Below are 16494 nucleotides of genomic sequence, written 5' to 3' on the forward strand. Positions count from 1 at the left end.
CATGGAAGTCTCGGCGTTGCTCATAGCCGGCGTGATTGTCGCGCTCATCGCCGTATTCACCGTGGTGCGGGCGGTCCGCATCGTTCCACAAGCGCGCGCTCGCAATGTCGAACGCCTCGGCCGCTACCGTCGCACGCTGAGGCCGGGGCTCAACCTCGTCATCCCCTACATCGACCGGGTCTATCCGGTGATCGATCTGCGGGAACAGGTCGTCTCGTTCAGGCCGCAGCCGGTCATCACCGAGGACAATCTGGTCGTCGAGATCGATACGGTCCTGTACTTCCAGGTCACGGATCCACGTGCGGCCGCCTATGAGATCGCCGATTTCCTGCAGGGCGTCGAACAGCTCACCGTGACCACCCTGCGCAACGTCGTGGGCTCCATGGACCTGGAGAAGACCCTCACCTCGCGCGACACCATCAACAACCAGCTCCGTGGCGTGCTGGACGAGGCCACCGGCAAGTGGGGGCTGAGAGTCAACCGGGTGGAGATCAAGGCCATCGACCCGCCGCAGTCCATCAAGGACGCGATGGAGAAGCAGATGCGTGCCGAGCGCGACAAGCGGGCGGCGATTCTCGGGGCCGAGGGGCAACGGCAGTCACAGATCCTCACCGCCGAAGGCGACAAGCAGTCCGCTGTCCTCCGGGCGGAGGGCAACCGTACCGCTGAGATCCTCAAGGCCGAGGGGCAGTCCCGGGCCATCGACGAGGTGTTCCAGGCCGTGCACCGCAACGACCCCGACCCCAAGCTGCTCGCCTACCAGTACATGCAGATGCTGCCGCAGCTCGCCCAAGGACCGGGCAGTACCTTCTGGGTGATCCCCAGCGAGGTCACCTCCGCTCTTCAGGGGGTGTCCCGCGCCTTCAGCGAGGTGCTGCCCCAGTCGCCGGCCACGCGTGAGACATCCTCCGAGGACGGGGCGGCCGCCCAGGCCGCCGACGATGCGGCGCAGGCCGCGCAAGCCGCCGCCGAGGCCCTCGCCGACGCGGCCCAGGCCGACGCCCGCCCACCCCGCCCCCTCGCAGACGGCCGGCACCAACCACCGGACGCGGCATAGCCGTCGGCATTCCCTGGCGGACTCATGTCCGCCACGCTCACGCCGACCGCGCACTTCGGCCACGTCAGGGGGTGGTGCGGAAATGAGGGTTCGTGGTGAGCGCGCTGTATCTGGGCGGTTACCCTGACAGGCGTACCCCAGGGGGTATTCCTGAGGGTGGAATGTGCGCGCCGGAGCGACTGCCTCGCCCTGCGCGAGTACCCGGTGGGGTATAGAGAATTCAGTTGTTCCGCACCAGCTGGGAGTGTCCGTGCCCTACGACCGCACCGTCCGCCTCGGCGCCGACTTCGCCACCGCCGTCACCGCCGTACGCAATGCCCTGGCCGACCAGGGCTTCGGCATCCTCACGGAGATCGACGTCAAGGCCACCTTGAAGGCCAAGCTGGGTTACGACATGGAGGACTACCTGATTCTCGGCGCCTGCAACCCGCCGCTCGCCCACAAGGCCCTTGAGATCGACCGCAACATCGGCCTCCTCCTGCCCTGCAACGTCGTCGTCCGGCGCGACGGCGACATGACAGTCGTCCAGGCCCTCGACCCTGGCGTCATGGTCACCCTGACCGGCCTGCCCGACCTCCGGCCCATCGCCACCGACGCCACGGCCCGGCTGGACACCGCCTTGGCCTCCCTCACCTGACCCGGACGCGGACCGGCGGCGGTTCGAGCTGCTCGCCGATCTCTGGGTGGCGCGCTCGGCGGCCGCAGCCTCGGGATCGGCAGGGCCGGCCAGGGCGACGCCTCGTGGACGTGCCTGGCCGACCCGGAGGGCCATGAGTTCCGCGTCCTCGCCCCGTCCTGACGCGGAGCCTTGACGACACCCCGACACGTGAGCCTCGTGTGCTCATGCGCCATGACCCCGAGTGGGGCGCGCTGCGGCGTCCCGGTCCATACGGGCGGCGGAGCTTGCGTGTAGGGGGGGGCGAGATCGGCTCGCTCGCCGGCGGCTCGGCGATGATCCCGACTTGACCTGTCGCAGGGAAGGCTGAGCGCTTCTCATCGAAGTTCGAGCGCCGAGCCGTCTGGTTGTGTTCACGAGGCGGGCCGGGGGGCGGCAGCCGAACGGGGAGGCGGAGTCGCGGTGACGGTTTCGGTGGGAGGGGGGCCGGTGCTGTGCGGTGTGCGTCCTCAGACCTGCCGAGCTCGTCATAGATTGTGGCCAGGCTGTTGCCGAAGACGGGGAACTCGGGGTGCTCGGTCCCATGGTGGTCGTGGCGATGTCCCTCGAACCCGCCGTACGGGATCACATGCGTCCAGAACAGTGGGGACGGCCGTGACCGGCTCGTCAGGGCTCGTCGCGGACGAGGCCGCGGCGGGCGCGGACCCGGAGGGCGGCTCGGTCAGGGCGCGGCGGGTGCTCACGGCTCCAGTTCGACGGCGATCTCCGGTGGCTGCCTCAGCGTGTTGTGGACCGTGCAGTGCGAGGCGACGGCGAGCAGGGCCGGGCGGCGCTCATCGGGCAGTCCCGGTGGCGGTTTGATCGTGATGCTCATCGATGCGACGCGGGCCGGCAGGTCGCGAGCCATGGTGAACTCCAGGCGCACGCGCAGCCCCGTGCGTTCCAGGCCGTGCCGATGAAGGTAGCGGCCGGCGTAGAAGGCGACGCACGTGCCCAGGGACGCCGCGAACAGCTCGGTGGGGGTGGGTGCGGTGTCCGTGCCACCGGCGTCCTCGGGCTGGTCGACCAGGAGCCGGTGGTCGCGGATGTCGACGGCGTACACGTCTCCGTCGCTATGGGCGATGTCCAGCCGGTGCACCTCGGCCGTCGGCTGCTGTCCGGTGATGGTCTTCCGTGCGGTGTCGCTCATGGCCGGGCCTCCTTCGGCGAGGGTGGCCGCTTCGCTCACCTCCAGTGGAACCCGGGCGGTGCGGCGGTGCGATGGGCCGACGGGAGCGGGTTCGGGGCCGTTCGGCCCTGCCGGGACGCGGCCGAAGGACCCGGCGGGTATCCGGCCGGTCAGCGTCCGGCCCGCGGCCTGCCGGCCTCGGCCGACCTCGCGGCCCAGCGCCGCCGGACGGTGTCCTCGTGCTCGGACTGTTCCAGGGCCAGATCGGCCCGGTCGAGTGCCTCTCGCAGGCGGGGGATCCAGTGGCGCCGGAGGGCACGGACCCGGTGCCGGGTGCTGACGACCTCCGCGCCCACCATCTCGGCGGCGGCGTGGGCGGCCGCGTACTCGGCGGCGGCCCGCACGGCACGGCCGTAGGCCGCCTCGGCGTGCACCAGGGCGGTGTTGGAGGGAGCGGCGGCGGTGGACGGCCGGTCGGGCACGGACGTGGAGACCGTCGCCGGGTGGCGTACCCCCATGGAGACGGTCCAGTGGACGGTGACGTCGGCCGGGCCGAGGCCCTCGGCGGCCGAGTCGAGGGCCTGCTGCCCGCCCAGGAGCAGCCCCCGCAGCAGCCAGGTCTCCGCCTCGGACAGCAGGTCCCGCCAGGCCCGGGCGGCCGACTCCTCCGCGCGCAGCAGCCGCCGGTGCTCGGAGCGGAGGATACGGAGTTTCCGTTCCAGCAGGTCGGCTCCGCGCTCGGCGACATCGAGGCTGTGCCGCAGGCGCAACCGTCCGGCACGACCGGGCGGCGTACGACGGCGGGCGCCGGTCATCGGGACGCCTCCTCGCCGGGATCGTCGAGGTCCTTCGCCCCGTGGGCGTCGAGGAGCCGGGCGGGAAGCATGGAAAGCTGACCGCGGGGCAGGGTGAGCAGGGCCCGCCAGCCGCGTTCCAGCGAGGCGTCGAGGTCGCGTGGTTCGTCGCTGCGCTGGTCGGCGAAGTCCCGCAGGAACGCCTCCTCGTAGTCGAGGTAGCGGCGGTCGGTGGGGCTCAGGGCCTCCTGGCCGACCAGGTCGGCGAGGTCGCGGACCTGGCGGGCACGGGCCAGGGAGGCCAGAAGCTGGGCCGCGACGTCGAGGTGGTCGTCGCGGGTGCGGCCGGGACCGGCTCCCTTGCGCATCAGCCGGGAGAGGGAGGACAGGGCGTCCAGCGGCGGGTAGACGCCCCGCGCGTGCGTCTCGCGCGAGAGCACGATCTGGCCCTCGGTGATGTACCCGGTGAGGTCCGGCACGGGGTGGGTGATGTCGCCCGCGGGCATGGTGAGCACCGGCAGCACGGTGACCGAGCCGCCGCGGCCCCCGATACGCCCGCAGCGTTCGTACAGGGAGGCCAGGTCGCTGTAGAGATAGCCGGGGTAGGCGCGGCGGGCGGGGATCTCCCCGCGGGCGGCGGAGACTTCGCGCAGGGCCTCGGCGTACGTGGTCATGTCGGTCATCACCACGAGGACGTGCCGTCCCTCGGTGAAGGCCAGGTGTTCGGCCACCGTGAGCGCGATCCGCGGGGTGAGGATTCGTTCGATCACGGGGTCGTCGGCGGTGTTGAGCAGCAGCACCAGCTCCCCGGCGGCGGACCGCTCCTCCAGCGCGTCGCGCACGAACGAGGCGTCGGCGTGTGTGAGGCCCATCCCCGCGAAGACGACGCTGAACGCCTCCCCCTCGACGGTGGCCTGGGCGGCGATCTGGGCGGCCAGTTCCAGATGCGGCAGCCCCGCCAGCGAGAACACCGGCAGTTTCTGTCCGCGTACCAGGGTGGTCAGGGCGTCGACGGCGCCGACCCCGGTGAGTACCGGCTCGGACGGCGGCTCGCGCCACACCGGGTTGATGGGGGCGCCGCCCACCTCCGCGGTGCGGGAACCGATGACGGGCGGGCCGCCGTCGAGGGGGGCGCCGCGGCCGTTGCAGACACGGCCGAGCCAGTCCGTCCCGACCGGGACCCGCAGGGGGCTGCCCGAGAAGGCCGCCCGGACCCCCGCCGGGTCCATGCCCGAAGTCCCCTCCAGCACCTGGACCACCGCCAGGTCGCGGTCGGAGTCCAGGACCAAGCCGTGGCGCCGTTCCCCCGAAGCGAGGGTGATGTGTACGTACGTGTCCCAGCCGATCCCCGAGACGCCTTCCACGATCGCGAGCGGCCCTCGGAGTTCGCGCACCGCCGTGTACTCGATCTCCCCGGACGCGCTCATGGGCGTACCTCCGCCAGCTTGGCGAGCATCGCGTCCCGCCGCGCGGCCACCCCGGCGGCGTCGTGCGGGCCGGTGTCCTCGCGGGCGCGCAGCAGCGGACCGAAATCGGCCTCCTCGACCGAGGCGGCCGGGACGCCGGAGTCGACCAGTTCGCGGCAGCGGTCGGCGACCGTGAGGACGGCGTCGGCCAGTGCCGCCGTCTTCTCCGGCCCGCAGTACGCGTCCTGCTCGGACAGCGCGCTCTGCTGCAGCACTCCCTCGCGGACCAACCGTCCTGCCAGCACGCTGACACGTTCCCTCGCGGGGAGGGCGGCGATACCGATAAGGTCCACCAGATCGGCCAGCCGGTCCGCCTCCGCCAGCACCGCTCCCACCCGTTCGCGGCGCCGTGCCCACTCCGGGTCGCCGCCCGCGCGGTATCCGGCGGCCAGGCGCGGTACGTCCCGGGAGAACGAGCCCGCCCAGGAGATCGCCGGGTAGTGGCGGGCGTAGGCGAGGTCGCGGTCGAGTGTCCACAGGCAGCGGACGAAGCGTTCGGTGTGCGCCGTCACCGGTTCGGTCATGTCCCCGCCCGGCGGCGACACCGCGCCGATCACGGTCACCGATCCGCGGCCGCCGCCGAGGGCGGTCACGGCGGCGGCCCGCTCGTAGAAGGCCGCGACGGCGGAGGCCAGCCCGGCCGGGTAGCCCTCCTCCGCGGGCAGCGCGCCGGTGCGGGAGGCGAACTCGCGCAGCGCCTCGGCCCACCGGGAGGTCGAGTCGGCGATGACGACCACGTCCAGTCCCATGTCCCGGAAGTACTCGGCGACCGTCATCCCGGTGTACACGCTCGCCTCGCGGGCCATCATCGGCATGTTGGAGGTGTTGGCGATCGTCACGGTGCGGTCCGCGAGGCGTCCGCCCGTGCGCGGGTCCTGGAGCTCCGCCAGTTCGCGGATGACATCGGCCATCTCGTTGCCGCGCTCCCCGCAGCCGACGTAGACGATGACGTCCGCGTCGCACCACTTGGCGATCTGCTGCAGCAGCACCGTCTTGCCGGTCCCGAAACCGCCCGGCACCGCCACCGTGCTGCCGCGGGCCACGGGGAAGAGCAGGTCGACCACGCGCTGGCCGGTGTTCAGCGGCCGGTGGGTGTCGACCCGCTCCCGCACCGGGCGTGCGCGGCGCACCGGCCACAGGGCGCCGATCGTCACATCCGTTCCGCCCACCACACCCACCACAGCCTCGTCGGGACGGTCCCCGGCCGCGGCGAGCTCCCGCACCCTTCCCCCGCCGCCGGGCGGCACGAGGACCTTCACCCGTACCGGCCCGGCGTCGCGGATCTCCCCGAGGGCCTGTCCCTCGGCCACCGTCTCCCCCTCGGCCACCGACGGGGAGAACGACCAGCTGCGTTCCTCGGCGGCGTCCCCCAGCTCGCCGGGCCACAGCCACTCGCCGGCACCGGCCAGGGGGCGCAGCAGACCGTCGAAGATCCCGCCCAGCAGATGAGGCCCGAGCCGCACCGACAGGGGACGGCCGCGGGGCAGCGCCGTCTGCCCCGGAGCCAGCCCGCCGGTGTACTCGTACGCCTGGACGGTGACCACGTCCTCCTTGATGGCGACGACCTCCCCGGGCAGCGCCGCGGGGCCGATCGAGACCAGGTCGTGCATCGCGACGCCGCCCACGTATTCCATCTCGACCAGCGGTCCGGTGACGCGCAGGATCCGGGAGACCGGCTGCCGGGCCGCCGGCCGCCGGCTCCCTCCGGAGGATTCCGTCACGGCTCCCACAGGCTCCGCACCTCCGCTCCCATGCGGTCCAGCGCGCGGTCGGCCAGCGCGGCGGGCGAGAGGTCGACCCGCCGCCCCGGGGCCCGGGCCTCCACGCCGCCCTCGGGGAGCGCGGTCACCTCGCTGTCGGGGCCGAGAAGAACACGGGCCCGGTGCTCCAGCCGCGCCCGCAGGGACGCATGGCCGTCGCCCCGGCACAGGGCCCCGACCTGTTCGGCGGCCTGGCGACGCAGCTCCTCGTACGATTCCCGGCGGGCGGCGAGCGTGCGGGACCTCGCCTCCCGCCGGGCCCTGACGAGGCGGTCACGGGCAGCGGCCGAGCCGTCTGCCTCGCCTTGCCGCCGGGCCTCGTCGAGGGTCGTCCGGGCGTCGGCGCGGGCGCGGTCCAGCACCGCGGCGGCCTCCGCCTCGGTACGGGCGAGGAGCGCCTCCGCGTCGGTCCGAGCGGCTCGAACGAGCTCCGCCCGTACCGGCGCGAGCACATCCGTCGTCCGCTGGGCGGCGGGGTCCCTCATGGCGGCATCACGGCGGTCAGCACGCGGCGGCCCCGGGGCGCCGCCGAATCGGCTTCCAGCGCCTCGGCCGCGGCGGGGGTGAGGATCACCAGGTCGACGCCGTCCGGCAGAGTCCGCCAGGCCCGGCGTACGGCGTCGGAGTCCTCGGCGACGAGGGCGATCGCTCCGGCCAGGGCCAGACCGGCCACCCGGCGCCGTTCTCCGATGGCGGCGACGCGGCCCATCATGCCTTCCCGATGAGGATGATCGCGACGACCAGGCCGTAGATGGCGATGCCCTCGGCCAGACCGACGATGACCATGGCCCGGCCGAAGAGTTCCGGACGTTCGCTGAGCGCCGCGAGGGCCGCCGCACCGGTGTAGGCGACGGCGATGCTCGCCCCGATCGTCGCCCCGGCCACCGCGATCGCGGCACCGATGAGGGCGGCGGAGCTGGAGCCGGAATCCTGCGCCGTCACACTCGCGGCCTGCGCGGCGCCGCCGCCGAGCGCCAGGGTGAGCACCACGGTGGCGGCCACCAGGAGCACGGCGTCGGCACCGACCGTCCACCAGAGGGCCGCCCGGCGGGAACGCCGCAGCAGGAGCCGTACGGCTACGAATCCCGCCGCGATGACGGGCAGGGCCAGGAACCAGGTGCTCACGATTTCTCCTCCCTCGCCGGGCCGCGCCGGACGGCCGCGCCATCCGGGAGGCCCACCACTGCGGGCGGCCCGGGGGCGACGGGCGGCCCCGGGATGTGCTGAACCGGCAGGTGCCAGGGCCGGAAGGGGCGTCCTTCGCCCTGGAAGAGCCGGGAGAACAGTTCGTAGAACTCCAGACGCAGCGCCTGGACGCCCGCCACCAGCGCCTCCAGCGAGAAGGCCACGGCGTTGCCCAGGAGAAACACCGGCAGTGCGGCGGCCACCCCGAGGACACCTCGGCCCGCCAGCGCCGTCGTGCCGTCCCAGATGATGGAACCCAGCGCCGCATGAGTGAGGCCGAAGGCCGCGAGCCGGGCGAAGGACACGACGTTGGAGCCGATCCGCACCACCACGTCGAAGAGCTGGACACCGGTCTGCGCGACGCCGCCCGGACCGCCCGCCGTGGACGCGTACACCCCCGCTCCGGCCAGCGCCAGCCCGGCGACGGCGATCGTGGCGCCCACGGCGCCGTACGCCGGCCGGCCGAGCCACACGTACCCCGCCACGGCGAGGAGACCGAGGTAGAGCGCAGCCCCGGCGATGCCGGACGTCGCGTACACGGCCGCCGTCGGTCCGCCTTCCCGCCAGCGGTTGACGGTCCCCGCGACATAGGCCGCCGCGAGCAGTACTGCCCCGAGCACGACGGCCACGGCCAGCAGCCGCATGGGCTCCTCCAGCGGCTCCAGCCACAGCACGGGCAGGACGCCGGTCGGGCCGAAGAACTCGCCGTACGCCACCCCGGCCAGCGTCGCGGCCAGCCCGGCCCCCGCGACGAAGGGCCACAGCGGGCGCAGCGCCGCGGCCCGGCGCGGGCGGCCGGCCCGCAGCAGGAGTGCGAGGGCGACCAGCAGCAGCCCGTGCCCGGCGTCGCCGAACATCAGGCCGAACATCACCACGTAGACGATCCCGGCGGGCAGGGTCGGGTCGACGTCGGCATACGGCACGGTTCCGTACGTGGTGACCAGGGGCGTGAAGGAACGGCGCACGGTCCGCGCCCTGTGCGGCCGGGGAGCCGTGTCCGCTCCGGTCAGCAGGGTCGGCGGATCGACACCTCGCGGGGCTCGCAGCGGTACCAGCGCGCCACCGGCACCGGCGATGTGCTCCGCCATGGCGCCCAGTCGCGCCTCGGGGCACCAGCCGGCCAGCGCCGCGACCGTGCCGTGCCGGACCGCGCTGCCGAGTCGCTCCTCCAGCTGCGCCTCGCCCGCCAGCAGGTCCGTCCGCCCCTCGCGCTCCAGGGCGTCGAGGTCGGGGGGAGCCGCGCTGAGAGCGGCCTGTGCGGGCTCGGCGCGCAGCCGCTGCAGACGCGACGCCGCCGGCCCGCGGATGTCCGGCCCGCCGTCCCGGGCGAGGTCGATCTCGACGCAGCCCGCCTCGGCGACCCGCACCAGGGCCGCTCGCAGCGCGGTCTCGGGGGCCACGACGGCCACCCGGCGCATCCGGACCGGAACCATGGCCTCACCCCGGGGCATCGAGCACCTCCGCCGGCCCGTTGCCCGCGCCGCCGCCCCGGGCGGCCAGTTCCAGCGCGCCGCGGGTCCGCCACGCGTCGGCGGACAGCAGCGCTACGGCTCCCACCACCGGCTGCGGGCCGAAGCGGGACCGGCGCAGCAGTTCCCGGCCGTCCCGCTCGACCGCGTCCCACCAACGTGCCTCCGCCCGCCACAGGTCCGTCGCGGTGTCGATGTCTTCCAGCAGCCACCTGGCGACTTCCGGCAGCGCCTGCCGGAACTCGGCGTACGACCCCGCGCCCACCGCCCGGAGGCCCAGCAGACGGGCCGCCCGATGGGCGGAGACATCCGGCACCCGGCGCCCGACGACGAACACCTCGCGGCCCAGCAGCAGGGCGAGCCTGGCAGCGGCCCAGCGCGCCGCGTCGGGGACGGCGGTGGCGAGCCGTACGGCGGCGGCGATCCGCATGCCCGTGGCGACCGCCGCCGGGGAGTCGGCCCCCGGGTCGCCCCAGACGGAGGCCGCCAGCGCGAGGCGCAGCTCCGACGGCGTACGGGTGCGGGCGAGCCGTGTCCAGGCGATCGCCAGCGCGCCCAGCCGGTAGGGCGGGGGGCGGCGGCCCGCGCCCGGGCCTGGCTCGTCGCTCGAAGCGGGTGTCGGCCCCTCGGCCGACAGCGCACGCAGATGGTGCTCGGTGTTGGAGATCTCGAATCCGGCTGCGAGCGCCCGGACGGCATCGGCGCCGGTGGCCGGCAGCCAGCCGGCGAGGACGCGGAGGTGCCACAGCAGCGCCGCCGAGACCGCCCGCTCGGCCTCGGCCGGGGTGACGCCCGGGGTGACGTCCCGGCGGTACGCGGTCGCCGCCAGGTAGCGCAGGGCCTCGTCGAGCGTCCGGGAGGCGGCCACCTCCCCGACTCCCTCGGCGCCGAGGCGCCTCGTCCCCAAGGCCCGTGCCCTGGTCACTCCGGCCACCCATCCCGCGCCCATCAGGGACCGCCTTCCTGTGGCCTGTCCCGGAGGCCGGGCGAGCGCCGGCCGTCAGGGGGTGCGGGTGGTGCCTCGTCGGCCCTCAGATCCTCCCGTACCAGCGCGAGCACACGCTCGACCAGCACCGGCGTACGGGCCCGGCCACGATCCCGTACCGCGAGCGCCTCGCGTTCGGCTGCGGCGAGCAGCGCCGACGCCTCGTCCTGGGCCGCACGCAGCACCCGCTCGGCGGTGCGCGTCCGGACCCGGCGGGCTTCCTCACGCGCCTCGGCCGCGATCGCCTCGGCCTGTCGCTCGGCTTCGTGGCGGAGTGACGCGGCGGCGGCATCGGCGCGTTCGCGTATGGCCCGAGCCTCCGCCTCCGCCTGCTCCAGCCGGCTCAGGGGCGGTGCGAGTTCCGCACGGAGTTCGGCGGAGCGGTCCGTGGGCACGCCACCCGGCGCTGCCCGGCCCGGCGAGGCAGCAGGCCGGAAACGTGCCAGGAAGTCCCGGAAACCCGTCAAGAACTCTCCTCCAAGGTGGGCCCAGGCCCCGCTTCCCAGTCTCCCCGCCCGGCGGTGACATGTCGCGCCGCGGTCCCGGAGCCGGGGGCCGCCCGCCTCTCGCGTGCCCCGCATCGCTCGGTGCGCGGCCCGGGTGCCCATGGTCACGGACCGTCCGGGGTGAGGGGGTGGCGTCGAACCGGGATCACGGCCGGACGGGTGGTGGTGCCGCCGCGCCGATCAGTGACAGCCAGCCGGTCAGCCCGGCAGGGTCGGTCGTCCCGCTCCGGAAACCGACATGCCCGTCCGGACGGACGGCCACCAGCCCACGACCAGGGCTGTTGGCCAGCCGCAGGACGCTGACCAGGGGACCGGGCACCGCGTCGGGCAGCGGGTCGGCGTCGCGCTGCAGCAGCAGGTGCACACCCGGCCGGTCCAGCAGTCGATGCAGCCGCTCGGGAGGCCCTCCGACGCTGACGGTCGCGTCGGGCAGGCGGTCTCCGGGACGAGGAGCGCCACGCAGGCGCGGTGTTCCCTCCACCGACAGGGGGCTGCCCCGGTAGTTCACCCGCAGCTGGGAGATGATGCGGACGGCCTCGGCGACCAGCCGTCGCCGGTTCAGGAGGGCGGGTACGGCCGGGGCCGCGCGCGGAGCGGCAACCGCGCGCAGCCATGAGGGGATCCGTCCGGTCGACGCCTCCGCCCAGAACGCCGTGTGAGTGAGGATCACCCGGCGGTGGGCAGCCGCCCTGCGCTCCCCGTCGTAGGAGTCGAGCAGTACGTCGGCACCGGGCCACTCCGTGGACTCGCCTCTGGAGCCGCCCGCCGCGAAGCCGAGCTTCCAGCCGAGGTTCACCGCGTCCTGGATACCGGCGTTCATGCCCTGGCCGGTGGCCGGTGAGTAGTTGTGAGCCGCGTCCCCCGCGAGGAAGAGCCGCCCCCGGCGGAACGGCCGGGCGAGACGGCACTGCAGCGGCACCCGCGCGGACCAGGCGAGACGCTCGATCCGCGCCTGAAGGCCCGCGTCGCTCAGAAGGCTCTGGAGTTCGGCTGCCGGGACGGCGGACCCCGGCTGGCCGAAGTCCCGCCCGGACTCGCCGGCGGACGCCCGCGTGGCCAGCAGTCGCCAGGTGGCCTGCTCTCCGAGCGGGAAGAGGAACAACAGCCCTTGGCGCCCCGCGAACACCTGAGCACCGGAAGGACCGGAGAGCTCATCGAGGGCGCCGAGGCCGAGGCCGGAGTCCAGGTCCAGGTCGGCGAGGACCACCTCTACGGCGTAGGGCCTGCCGTGCCAACCGATGCCTGCACAGCCCCGCACGGTACTGGCCGGGCCGTCGCAGCCCACGACGAAGGGACAGCGGACTTCCTCAAGGCCCTGCCGCGACCGCAGCACGGCCGATGCGCTGTGCCCGTCGTCGCGGGCCGCGATCAGCTCGGTTCCTCGTTCCACCGTCACCCCGCGGTCGGCGAGCGCCTGCGTCAGCACTCTTTCCACGTCCATCTGCCGCAGGAGCGACAGATGAGGGAACGCCGTGTCGGACAGCGCGAGGTCCGCGAGCCCGGTTTCGACGACGCGCGAGCCCAGATGCAGGCGGGCCGTCGGGGCGTTGTCCGCCGACTCCAGCAGGGCGTCCGTAACGCCGAGCGGGTAAAGGACTTCCAGGGTGCGCGGGTGCAGGATGAGCGCACGGGAGGGGCGGAACGGATCGGTACGCCGCTCGACGACCCGGACCCGTGCTCCGTGGGCGTGGGCCTGTAGCGCGAGGGTGAGGCCGGTCGTGCCGGCCCCGACGACCAGGACGTCCATGGCTGTCCTCACATCCCCGCCCGGATGCGCCACCAGGCCGCGGGATCGTGCGGCGCATGCCGCTCGACCAGCTCCGGGTCTGCGATCATGTCGTCGCGGCGCAGTCCGGGCACGACGGCATAGCCGATCGAACCGGGTACGCTGACCAGCGCCAGAACCCGCCACAGAGAACGCGCGTAGCGTTCGGCGAGCCGAGGGTCGTTCCACTCGTACACGCCGCGGTAGCGGTCGCGCTCGTCGTCGGCCAGCCACAGCTTCGAGGCGAAACCGGGGAAGCCGACGAACAGCGGGGTGTTCAGCAGGCTCTCCGCACGGAACAGCGCGTGCGCTGGCCCGCGTACCAGGCGCAGGCGGAATGTGACCACCAGCGTGCACGGGCTCTTCGCCAAGCCGGAGCCCAGACGGGTCTCCCGGTACACCCGGGCCGAGGTGCCGTCGGCGAAGCCGAGCCGATTTCCCACGCGTTCTTTCGGCAGGCGGACCCGGTGCCGGGCGAGCAGCGGGAACGTGGTGAGGAAACACGCGGCTACGGCCCGCCATGCCTGCACACGAGCGAGCGGTCCCTGTTCACCCATGGTGGCCTCCTCCTGAGGAGCCGTTGTGGGCGCAGGCTGCCCGGTCCTGCCTTGCCTGCCGGGCCCGGACTGTCCCGTACAACCCACCATGAGGGAAGCGGCCACGTCCCGCGAAACATCGGGCGCGGGCCCGGCGGTCAGCGGGCGTCTCCGCTTCCGCCGCCGGCCCCGGACGTCGCCGCGGCCGGGCGCGAGTCGCGCGACGGCGCACACGGTCCCGGCTCGGGCGAGTCCCGGCCGCCTGGTGCACGGCTTCGCCGGAGGGCTGGGGAGTCGTCGACGGGGTGAGGCGCGTCCCGGGCTTCGTGGGGAGGGGACGCGGACTCTCGACGGTACGCCGGTGACAGCCGCGCGGAACCCAGCCGGCCGCCGGGAAGGCCGGTGTGGACGTCCATGCGACGCCAGGTGCGCAAGGGCCCCTGACGCCGGTGTGCGATGCCCTGTCCGGATACCTGCCCCGGAACAACACTGTGCTGTCAGCCGGTATCGGACGGCGACAGTGCGCGTTCCCGGGTGCGTATCCGGACGAGCGCCACGCCGTAGCCGGTCAGCGCGAGGAGGCGGAAGGCCTCCCACCAGATCGGGAGCTCACCTGGGCTGTTGGAATTGATCCAGTTGCTCAGAGCGTGCAGAAGAGCCAGCGGCCAGATCGAGACGGTATGGAGGCGCAACGCCGCCAGCAGGAATCCGAAGACGGAGGCGTGCAGCACCTGGAACGCCATGTACTCGGGCGACCGGCCGAAGACCAGCCCGGAGAGGACATGCCCGAGGCCGAACAGCAGGCCGACCCAGAGGGTTAGTCGCCATGGTGACATCGCGCGCAGAAGCTCCTGCATGACGCCGCGCGAGTACAGTTCTTCGCTGATCCCGACGGACAGCATCAGCAGCGCACTTGCCGCCAGCGCACTCGCCGGGCCGACGACGCCCCGTGTCAGCTCCAGGCAGACCACGACGTATGCCGGTAGCAGGAGCCCTGGGCGACGTGGCCACACAGTCGCCAGCCAGGGGGACCGCCACCATCGGAAGCGCATCACCACCGCCAACGGGACGACGCAGGCGGCCAGGTTGACCAGGACCGGACCGGCGAAACCGATCGAAGGGAGGGTGAACGCAACGGCGAACAGAGCCAGATGCCACCCTACGTTCACGCTGATGGCGGCCAAGAGGGGGAACCGCACCGGAAAGTTGTCTGCTGAGGCCACGAGGGGACAGTGTGCCTCACTCGTTCGGCCTGGCAAGACGGTGGGCACCTCTGCCAGGTGCTTGCCGAACGTGTCAGGCCGTCGTCCGACGAGCGGACTCGTGGGAGCCGTCTGTCACGGAGGGCCGGACGGGTGAGCGCCGGGGAGCCGTCACCTGCGCCGGCCGCGCAGGAACAGCGCCCCGCACAGCCCGCCGATCACGAACATGGCGATGAGAGCCACGTACAGCGGCATCGTGACGACGGGCACGAGCAGCCGGATCTCCACCTGGCCGGTGTTCTCGGCGATGAAGATGACGGCGAGCGCGGCCAGCACCAACGCGATGATCCGGTTCGGTGTCATCAGCCCGCCGGGACCGGACGTCTTCCGTGTGCCGGCCCTCTTGGTGCCGCCGGCCGGACGTCGGCTGTCTCTTGAGCTCATGGCACCAGGATTCGCCGGTTCGCCCGGTGACGCTCCGGTGGACTGCGTCATCCGGGTGATCCGGGTCGGCCGTGCAGTGGCTCTGCGGTGGTGTGCTCGCCCTGTACGACCGTGTCGGTGACGTCGCGGTCGTGAAGGCCGGCCGTCGGCGAAGGTGCCGGCCAGGCCCGCACGGCCCCGGGCCCGGCCGGAGGGGATCGGCCCGAGTACCCGTGCCGAGTGACGTCACGGGTGCCCCTCGGGCCGCCAGGGTGCGGCGGCCGTGTCCGTCGGGGACGCTGGGCGGGACTCGTACAGCACCGTGTGGAAGCGTCCCGCCGACTCGCGTCCTTCGGGGTCGGCCCCCAGCGCGCGGACCGCTTCGATTGCGTACTGCCGTTCGCGCGCGTCCGTGAACAGCCGTTGCGGGTAGGTGCGGGTGGGGTCGGAGGTGGTGCGAAGGCCGTGTGCGGCGAGTGCGTCGGCGATGTCCGCGTACGACACGGTGCGCAGCACGAACGCGCTCACCCACAGCGGCCTCCGGGCCGCGCCCAGCAGCGCGTCGAAGGTGCGGCGGGTGAGGTAGCTGCCGCCGCCGGTGATGGTGATGAGGCCGACGTCCGCCATGGCACGGCCCAGGCCGGGGCCGGGGGAGGGTTCCTGTTCGAGGTTGTCGGTGAAGGCGGCGTCGAGCAGCCCTACCGCCCGGGCGTAGCGCACGGCCCGTGCCGCGACGTCCAGGCCGATGACCGGGGCGGCGTCCGGGCGGCGGTGCTCGGCGTAGAAGGCTTTGTCCCAGGCCGTCAGTTCCCCGGTCGACAGCCGCCGCGCCTCTGGGCTCGTGTAGTGCGCGTACAGGTCGGCCAGGGTGAGGTCGTGGTTGAGCAGGGCGGCGTTGATGCCGTAGGAGCAGCAGGCGTCCAGTACGACGGGCGACCCCTCGGCGCCGTCGGTGGTGGCTGCGCGTTCGGCGGCGGCGCGCCGGAAGACGGCCTGCGCGTGGTGTGGGATCTCGTACTCCAGCGGGGAGAGGCGCGCGTAGTACGCCCTCGGGTCCGGCTGGTCGTATATGTCGTCGAACCGCGACTTGCCACTCGCGGTCGAGTCGGGACCGTCCGTGCCGGCGGGCATGGCGTCTTCCTCTCGCTCGGTGACAACTCATGGCCTCCCCACCATGATGTCCACGGCCGACCCGCCCACGTCCAGGGCGCCCCCGGCCCGCCTCCGGGGCCCGGACATTCGGGGCGCGGGCCCCGGCAGGCGGCCGGGAGCCGCGAGGTCAGACTGTGACATTGCGGACAGAGCCTTGGTCTCTGCCGTGTACGTCCGCATATGCTCGCCGCGGCGGGCGGGCTCAGGCGGAGCCGCCCACGACGGAGCGTGGTTCCCATGAGTCAGCAGCACGTACACGTGCGTGTACGCCGGGACATGGCCGTATCGGACGACGGCGAGCTGGTCGAGCGGTACGCCTGCCGGTGCGGTGCCTCCTGGACGAAGACGTACGGGGCTCCCCCCGGGCCGGAGTGACAGCCAACCCGCGGGCCCGGGGCCGTACCTGCGCG

18 protein-coding genes and 1 pseudogene are annotated in these 16494 nt (G+C 73.5%); 4 read left to right on the forward strand and 15 right to left on the reverse strand.

All coding sequences use genetic code 11. The annotated features are described in order from the left end of the window. The first annotated feature begins 1 nt into the window (after position 1). From FVS66_RS04640 to FVS66_RS35685, 3 genes and pseudogenes are all read left to right on the forward strand, one after another. Entirely contained in the window at positions 2-1057 is a 1056-nt protein-coding gene (locus FVS66_RS04640; RefSeq protein ID WP_149179698.1) for an SPFH domain-containing protein, read from the forward strand. 250 nt (positions 1058-1307) lie between these two features. Then, positions 1308-1694: a DUF302 domain-containing protein gene (locus FVS66_RS04645; protein ID WP_149179699.1), complete on the forward strand. Its 387-nt coding sequence runs from the start codon at positions 1308-1310 to the stop codon at positions 1692-1694. 51 nt (positions 1695-1745) lie between these two features. Further along, positions 1746-1856: pseudogene (locus FVS66_RS35685) on the forward strand (VOC family protein); the annotation flags it as partial. A gap of 556 nt (positions 1857-2412) precedes the next feature. On the opposite strand, the gene FVS66_RS04655 reads toward FVS66_RS35685, so the two are convergent. The 15 genes from FVS66_RS04655 to FVS66_RS04725 form a co-directional block, all read right to left on the reverse strand. Then, positions 2413-2862: an OsmC family protein gene (locus FVS66_RS04655; RefSeq protein ID WP_149179700.1), complete on the reverse strand. Its 450-nt coding sequence runs from the start codon at positions 2860-2862 to the stop codon at positions 2413-2415. 149 nt (positions 2863-3011) lie between these two features. Then, entirely contained in the window at positions 3012-3656 is a 645-nt protein-coding gene (locus FVS66_RS04660) for a V-type ATP synthase subunit D (protein ID WP_187645379.1), read from the reverse strand. Further along, positions 3653-5062 (reverse strand): V-type ATP synthase subunit B, encoded by a 1410-nt coding sequence (locus tag FVS66_RS04665; protein WP_149179701.1) that lies wholly within the window; start codon positions 5060-5062, stop codon positions 3653-3655. The genes FVS66_RS04660 and FVS66_RS04665 overlap by 4 nt, the downstream gene beginning before the upstream one ends. After that, positions 5059-6822, reverse strand: a complete 1764-nt coding sequence (locus tag FVS66_RS04670; RefSeq protein WP_262386808.1) for a V-type ATP synthase subunit A — start codon at positions 6820-6822, stop codon at positions 5059-5061. The genes FVS66_RS04665 and FVS66_RS04670 overlap by 4 nt, the downstream gene beginning before the upstream one ends. After that, positions 6819-7346 carry a hypothetical protein gene (locus FVS66_RS04675; protein WP_149179703.1) on the reverse strand — a complete coding sequence of 176 codons (528 nt, stop codon included), beginning with the start codon at positions 7344-7346 and terminating at the stop codon, positions 6819-6821. Before FVS66_RS04675 ends, FVS66_RS04670 begins: the two co-directional genes overlap by 4 nt. Further along, positions 7343-7573, reverse strand: a complete 231-nt coding sequence (locus FVS66_RS04680; RefSeq protein WP_262386809.1) for a hypothetical protein — start codon at positions 7571-7573, stop codon at positions 7343-7345. The genes FVS66_RS04675 and FVS66_RS04680 overlap by 4 nt, the downstream gene beginning before the upstream one ends. Further along, positions 7570-7986 carry an ATP synthase subunit C gene (locus FVS66_RS04685; protein WP_149179704.1) on the reverse strand — a complete coding sequence of 139 codons (417 nt, stop codon included), beginning with the start codon at positions 7984-7986 and terminating at the stop codon, positions 7570-7572. The genes FVS66_RS04680 and FVS66_RS04685 overlap by 4 nt, the downstream gene beginning before the upstream one ends. After that, positions 7983-9497, reverse strand: coding sequence for a V-type ATPase 116kDa subunit family protein (locus tag FVS66_RS04690; protein WP_187645380.1), 1515 nt, complete (start codon positions 9495-9497; stop codon positions 7983-7985). Before FVS66_RS04690 ends, FVS66_RS04685 begins: the two co-directional genes overlap by 4 nt. Continuing rightward, positions 9484-10464 (reverse strand): V-type ATPase subunit, encoded by a 981-nt coding sequence (locus FVS66_RS04695; RefSeq protein ID WP_149179705.1) that lies wholly within the window; start codon positions 10462-10464, stop codon positions 9484-9486. Before FVS66_RS04695 ends, FVS66_RS04690 begins: the two co-directional genes overlap by 14 nt. After that, positions 10464-10967 carry a hypothetical protein gene (locus FVS66_RS04700; protein WP_149179706.1) on the reverse strand — a complete coding sequence of 168 codons (504 nt, stop codon included), beginning with the start codon at positions 10965-10967 and terminating at the stop codon, positions 10464-10466. Before FVS66_RS04700 ends, FVS66_RS04695 begins: the two co-directional genes overlap by 1 nt. 184 nt (positions 10968-11151) lie before the next feature. After that, positions 11152-12753 carry an FAD-dependent monooxygenase gene (locus tag FVS66_RS04705; RefSeq protein ID WP_149179707.1) on the reverse strand — a complete coding sequence of 534 codons (1602 nt, stop codon included), beginning with the start codon at positions 12751-12753 and terminating at the stop codon, positions 11152-11154. 8 nt (positions 12754-12761) lie between these two features. Continuing rightward, on the reverse strand, positions 12762-13328 hold the full coding sequence (locus FVS66_RS04710) for a hypothetical protein (protein ID WP_149179708.1): 567 nt from the start codon (positions 13326-13328) through the stop codon (positions 12762-12764). Between the two features lie 476 nt (positions 13329-13804). Further along, positions 13805-14530, reverse strand: coding sequence for a CPBP family intramembrane glutamic endopeptidase (locus tag FVS66_RS04715; protein ID WP_149179709.1), 726 nt, complete (start codon positions 14528-14530; stop codon positions 13805-13807). Positions 14531-14680: 150 nt separating this feature from the next. After that, the gene (locus FVS66_RS04720; RefSeq protein WP_149179710.1) at positions 14681-14953 is read right to left on the reverse strand and encodes a LapA family protein; all 273 of its coding nucleotides are present in this window, start codon (positions 14951-14953) and stop codon (positions 14681-14683) included. A 225-nt stretch (positions 14954-15178) separates the two neighbouring features. Beyond that, positions 15179-16063, reverse strand: a complete 885-nt coding sequence (locus FVS66_RS04725) for a hypothetical protein (RefSeq protein WP_149179711.1) — start codon at positions 16061-16063, stop codon at positions 15179-15181. A gap of 258 nt (positions 16064-16321) precedes the next feature. On the opposite strand from FVS66_RS04725, the gene FVS66_RS34800 reads away from it, so the two are divergent. Then, entirely contained in the window at positions 16322-16459 is a 138-nt protein-coding gene (locus FVS66_RS34800) for a hypothetical protein (RefSeq protein ID WP_187645381.1), read from the forward strand. The last annotated feature ends 35 nt before the right edge of the window (positions 16460-16494 follow it).

The organism is Streptomyces sp. TRM49041, assembly GCF_008271805.1.
In the GTDB taxonomy this organism is placed as follows: domain Bacteria; phylum Actinomycetota; class Actinomycetes; order Streptomycetales; family Streptomycetaceae; genus Streptomyces.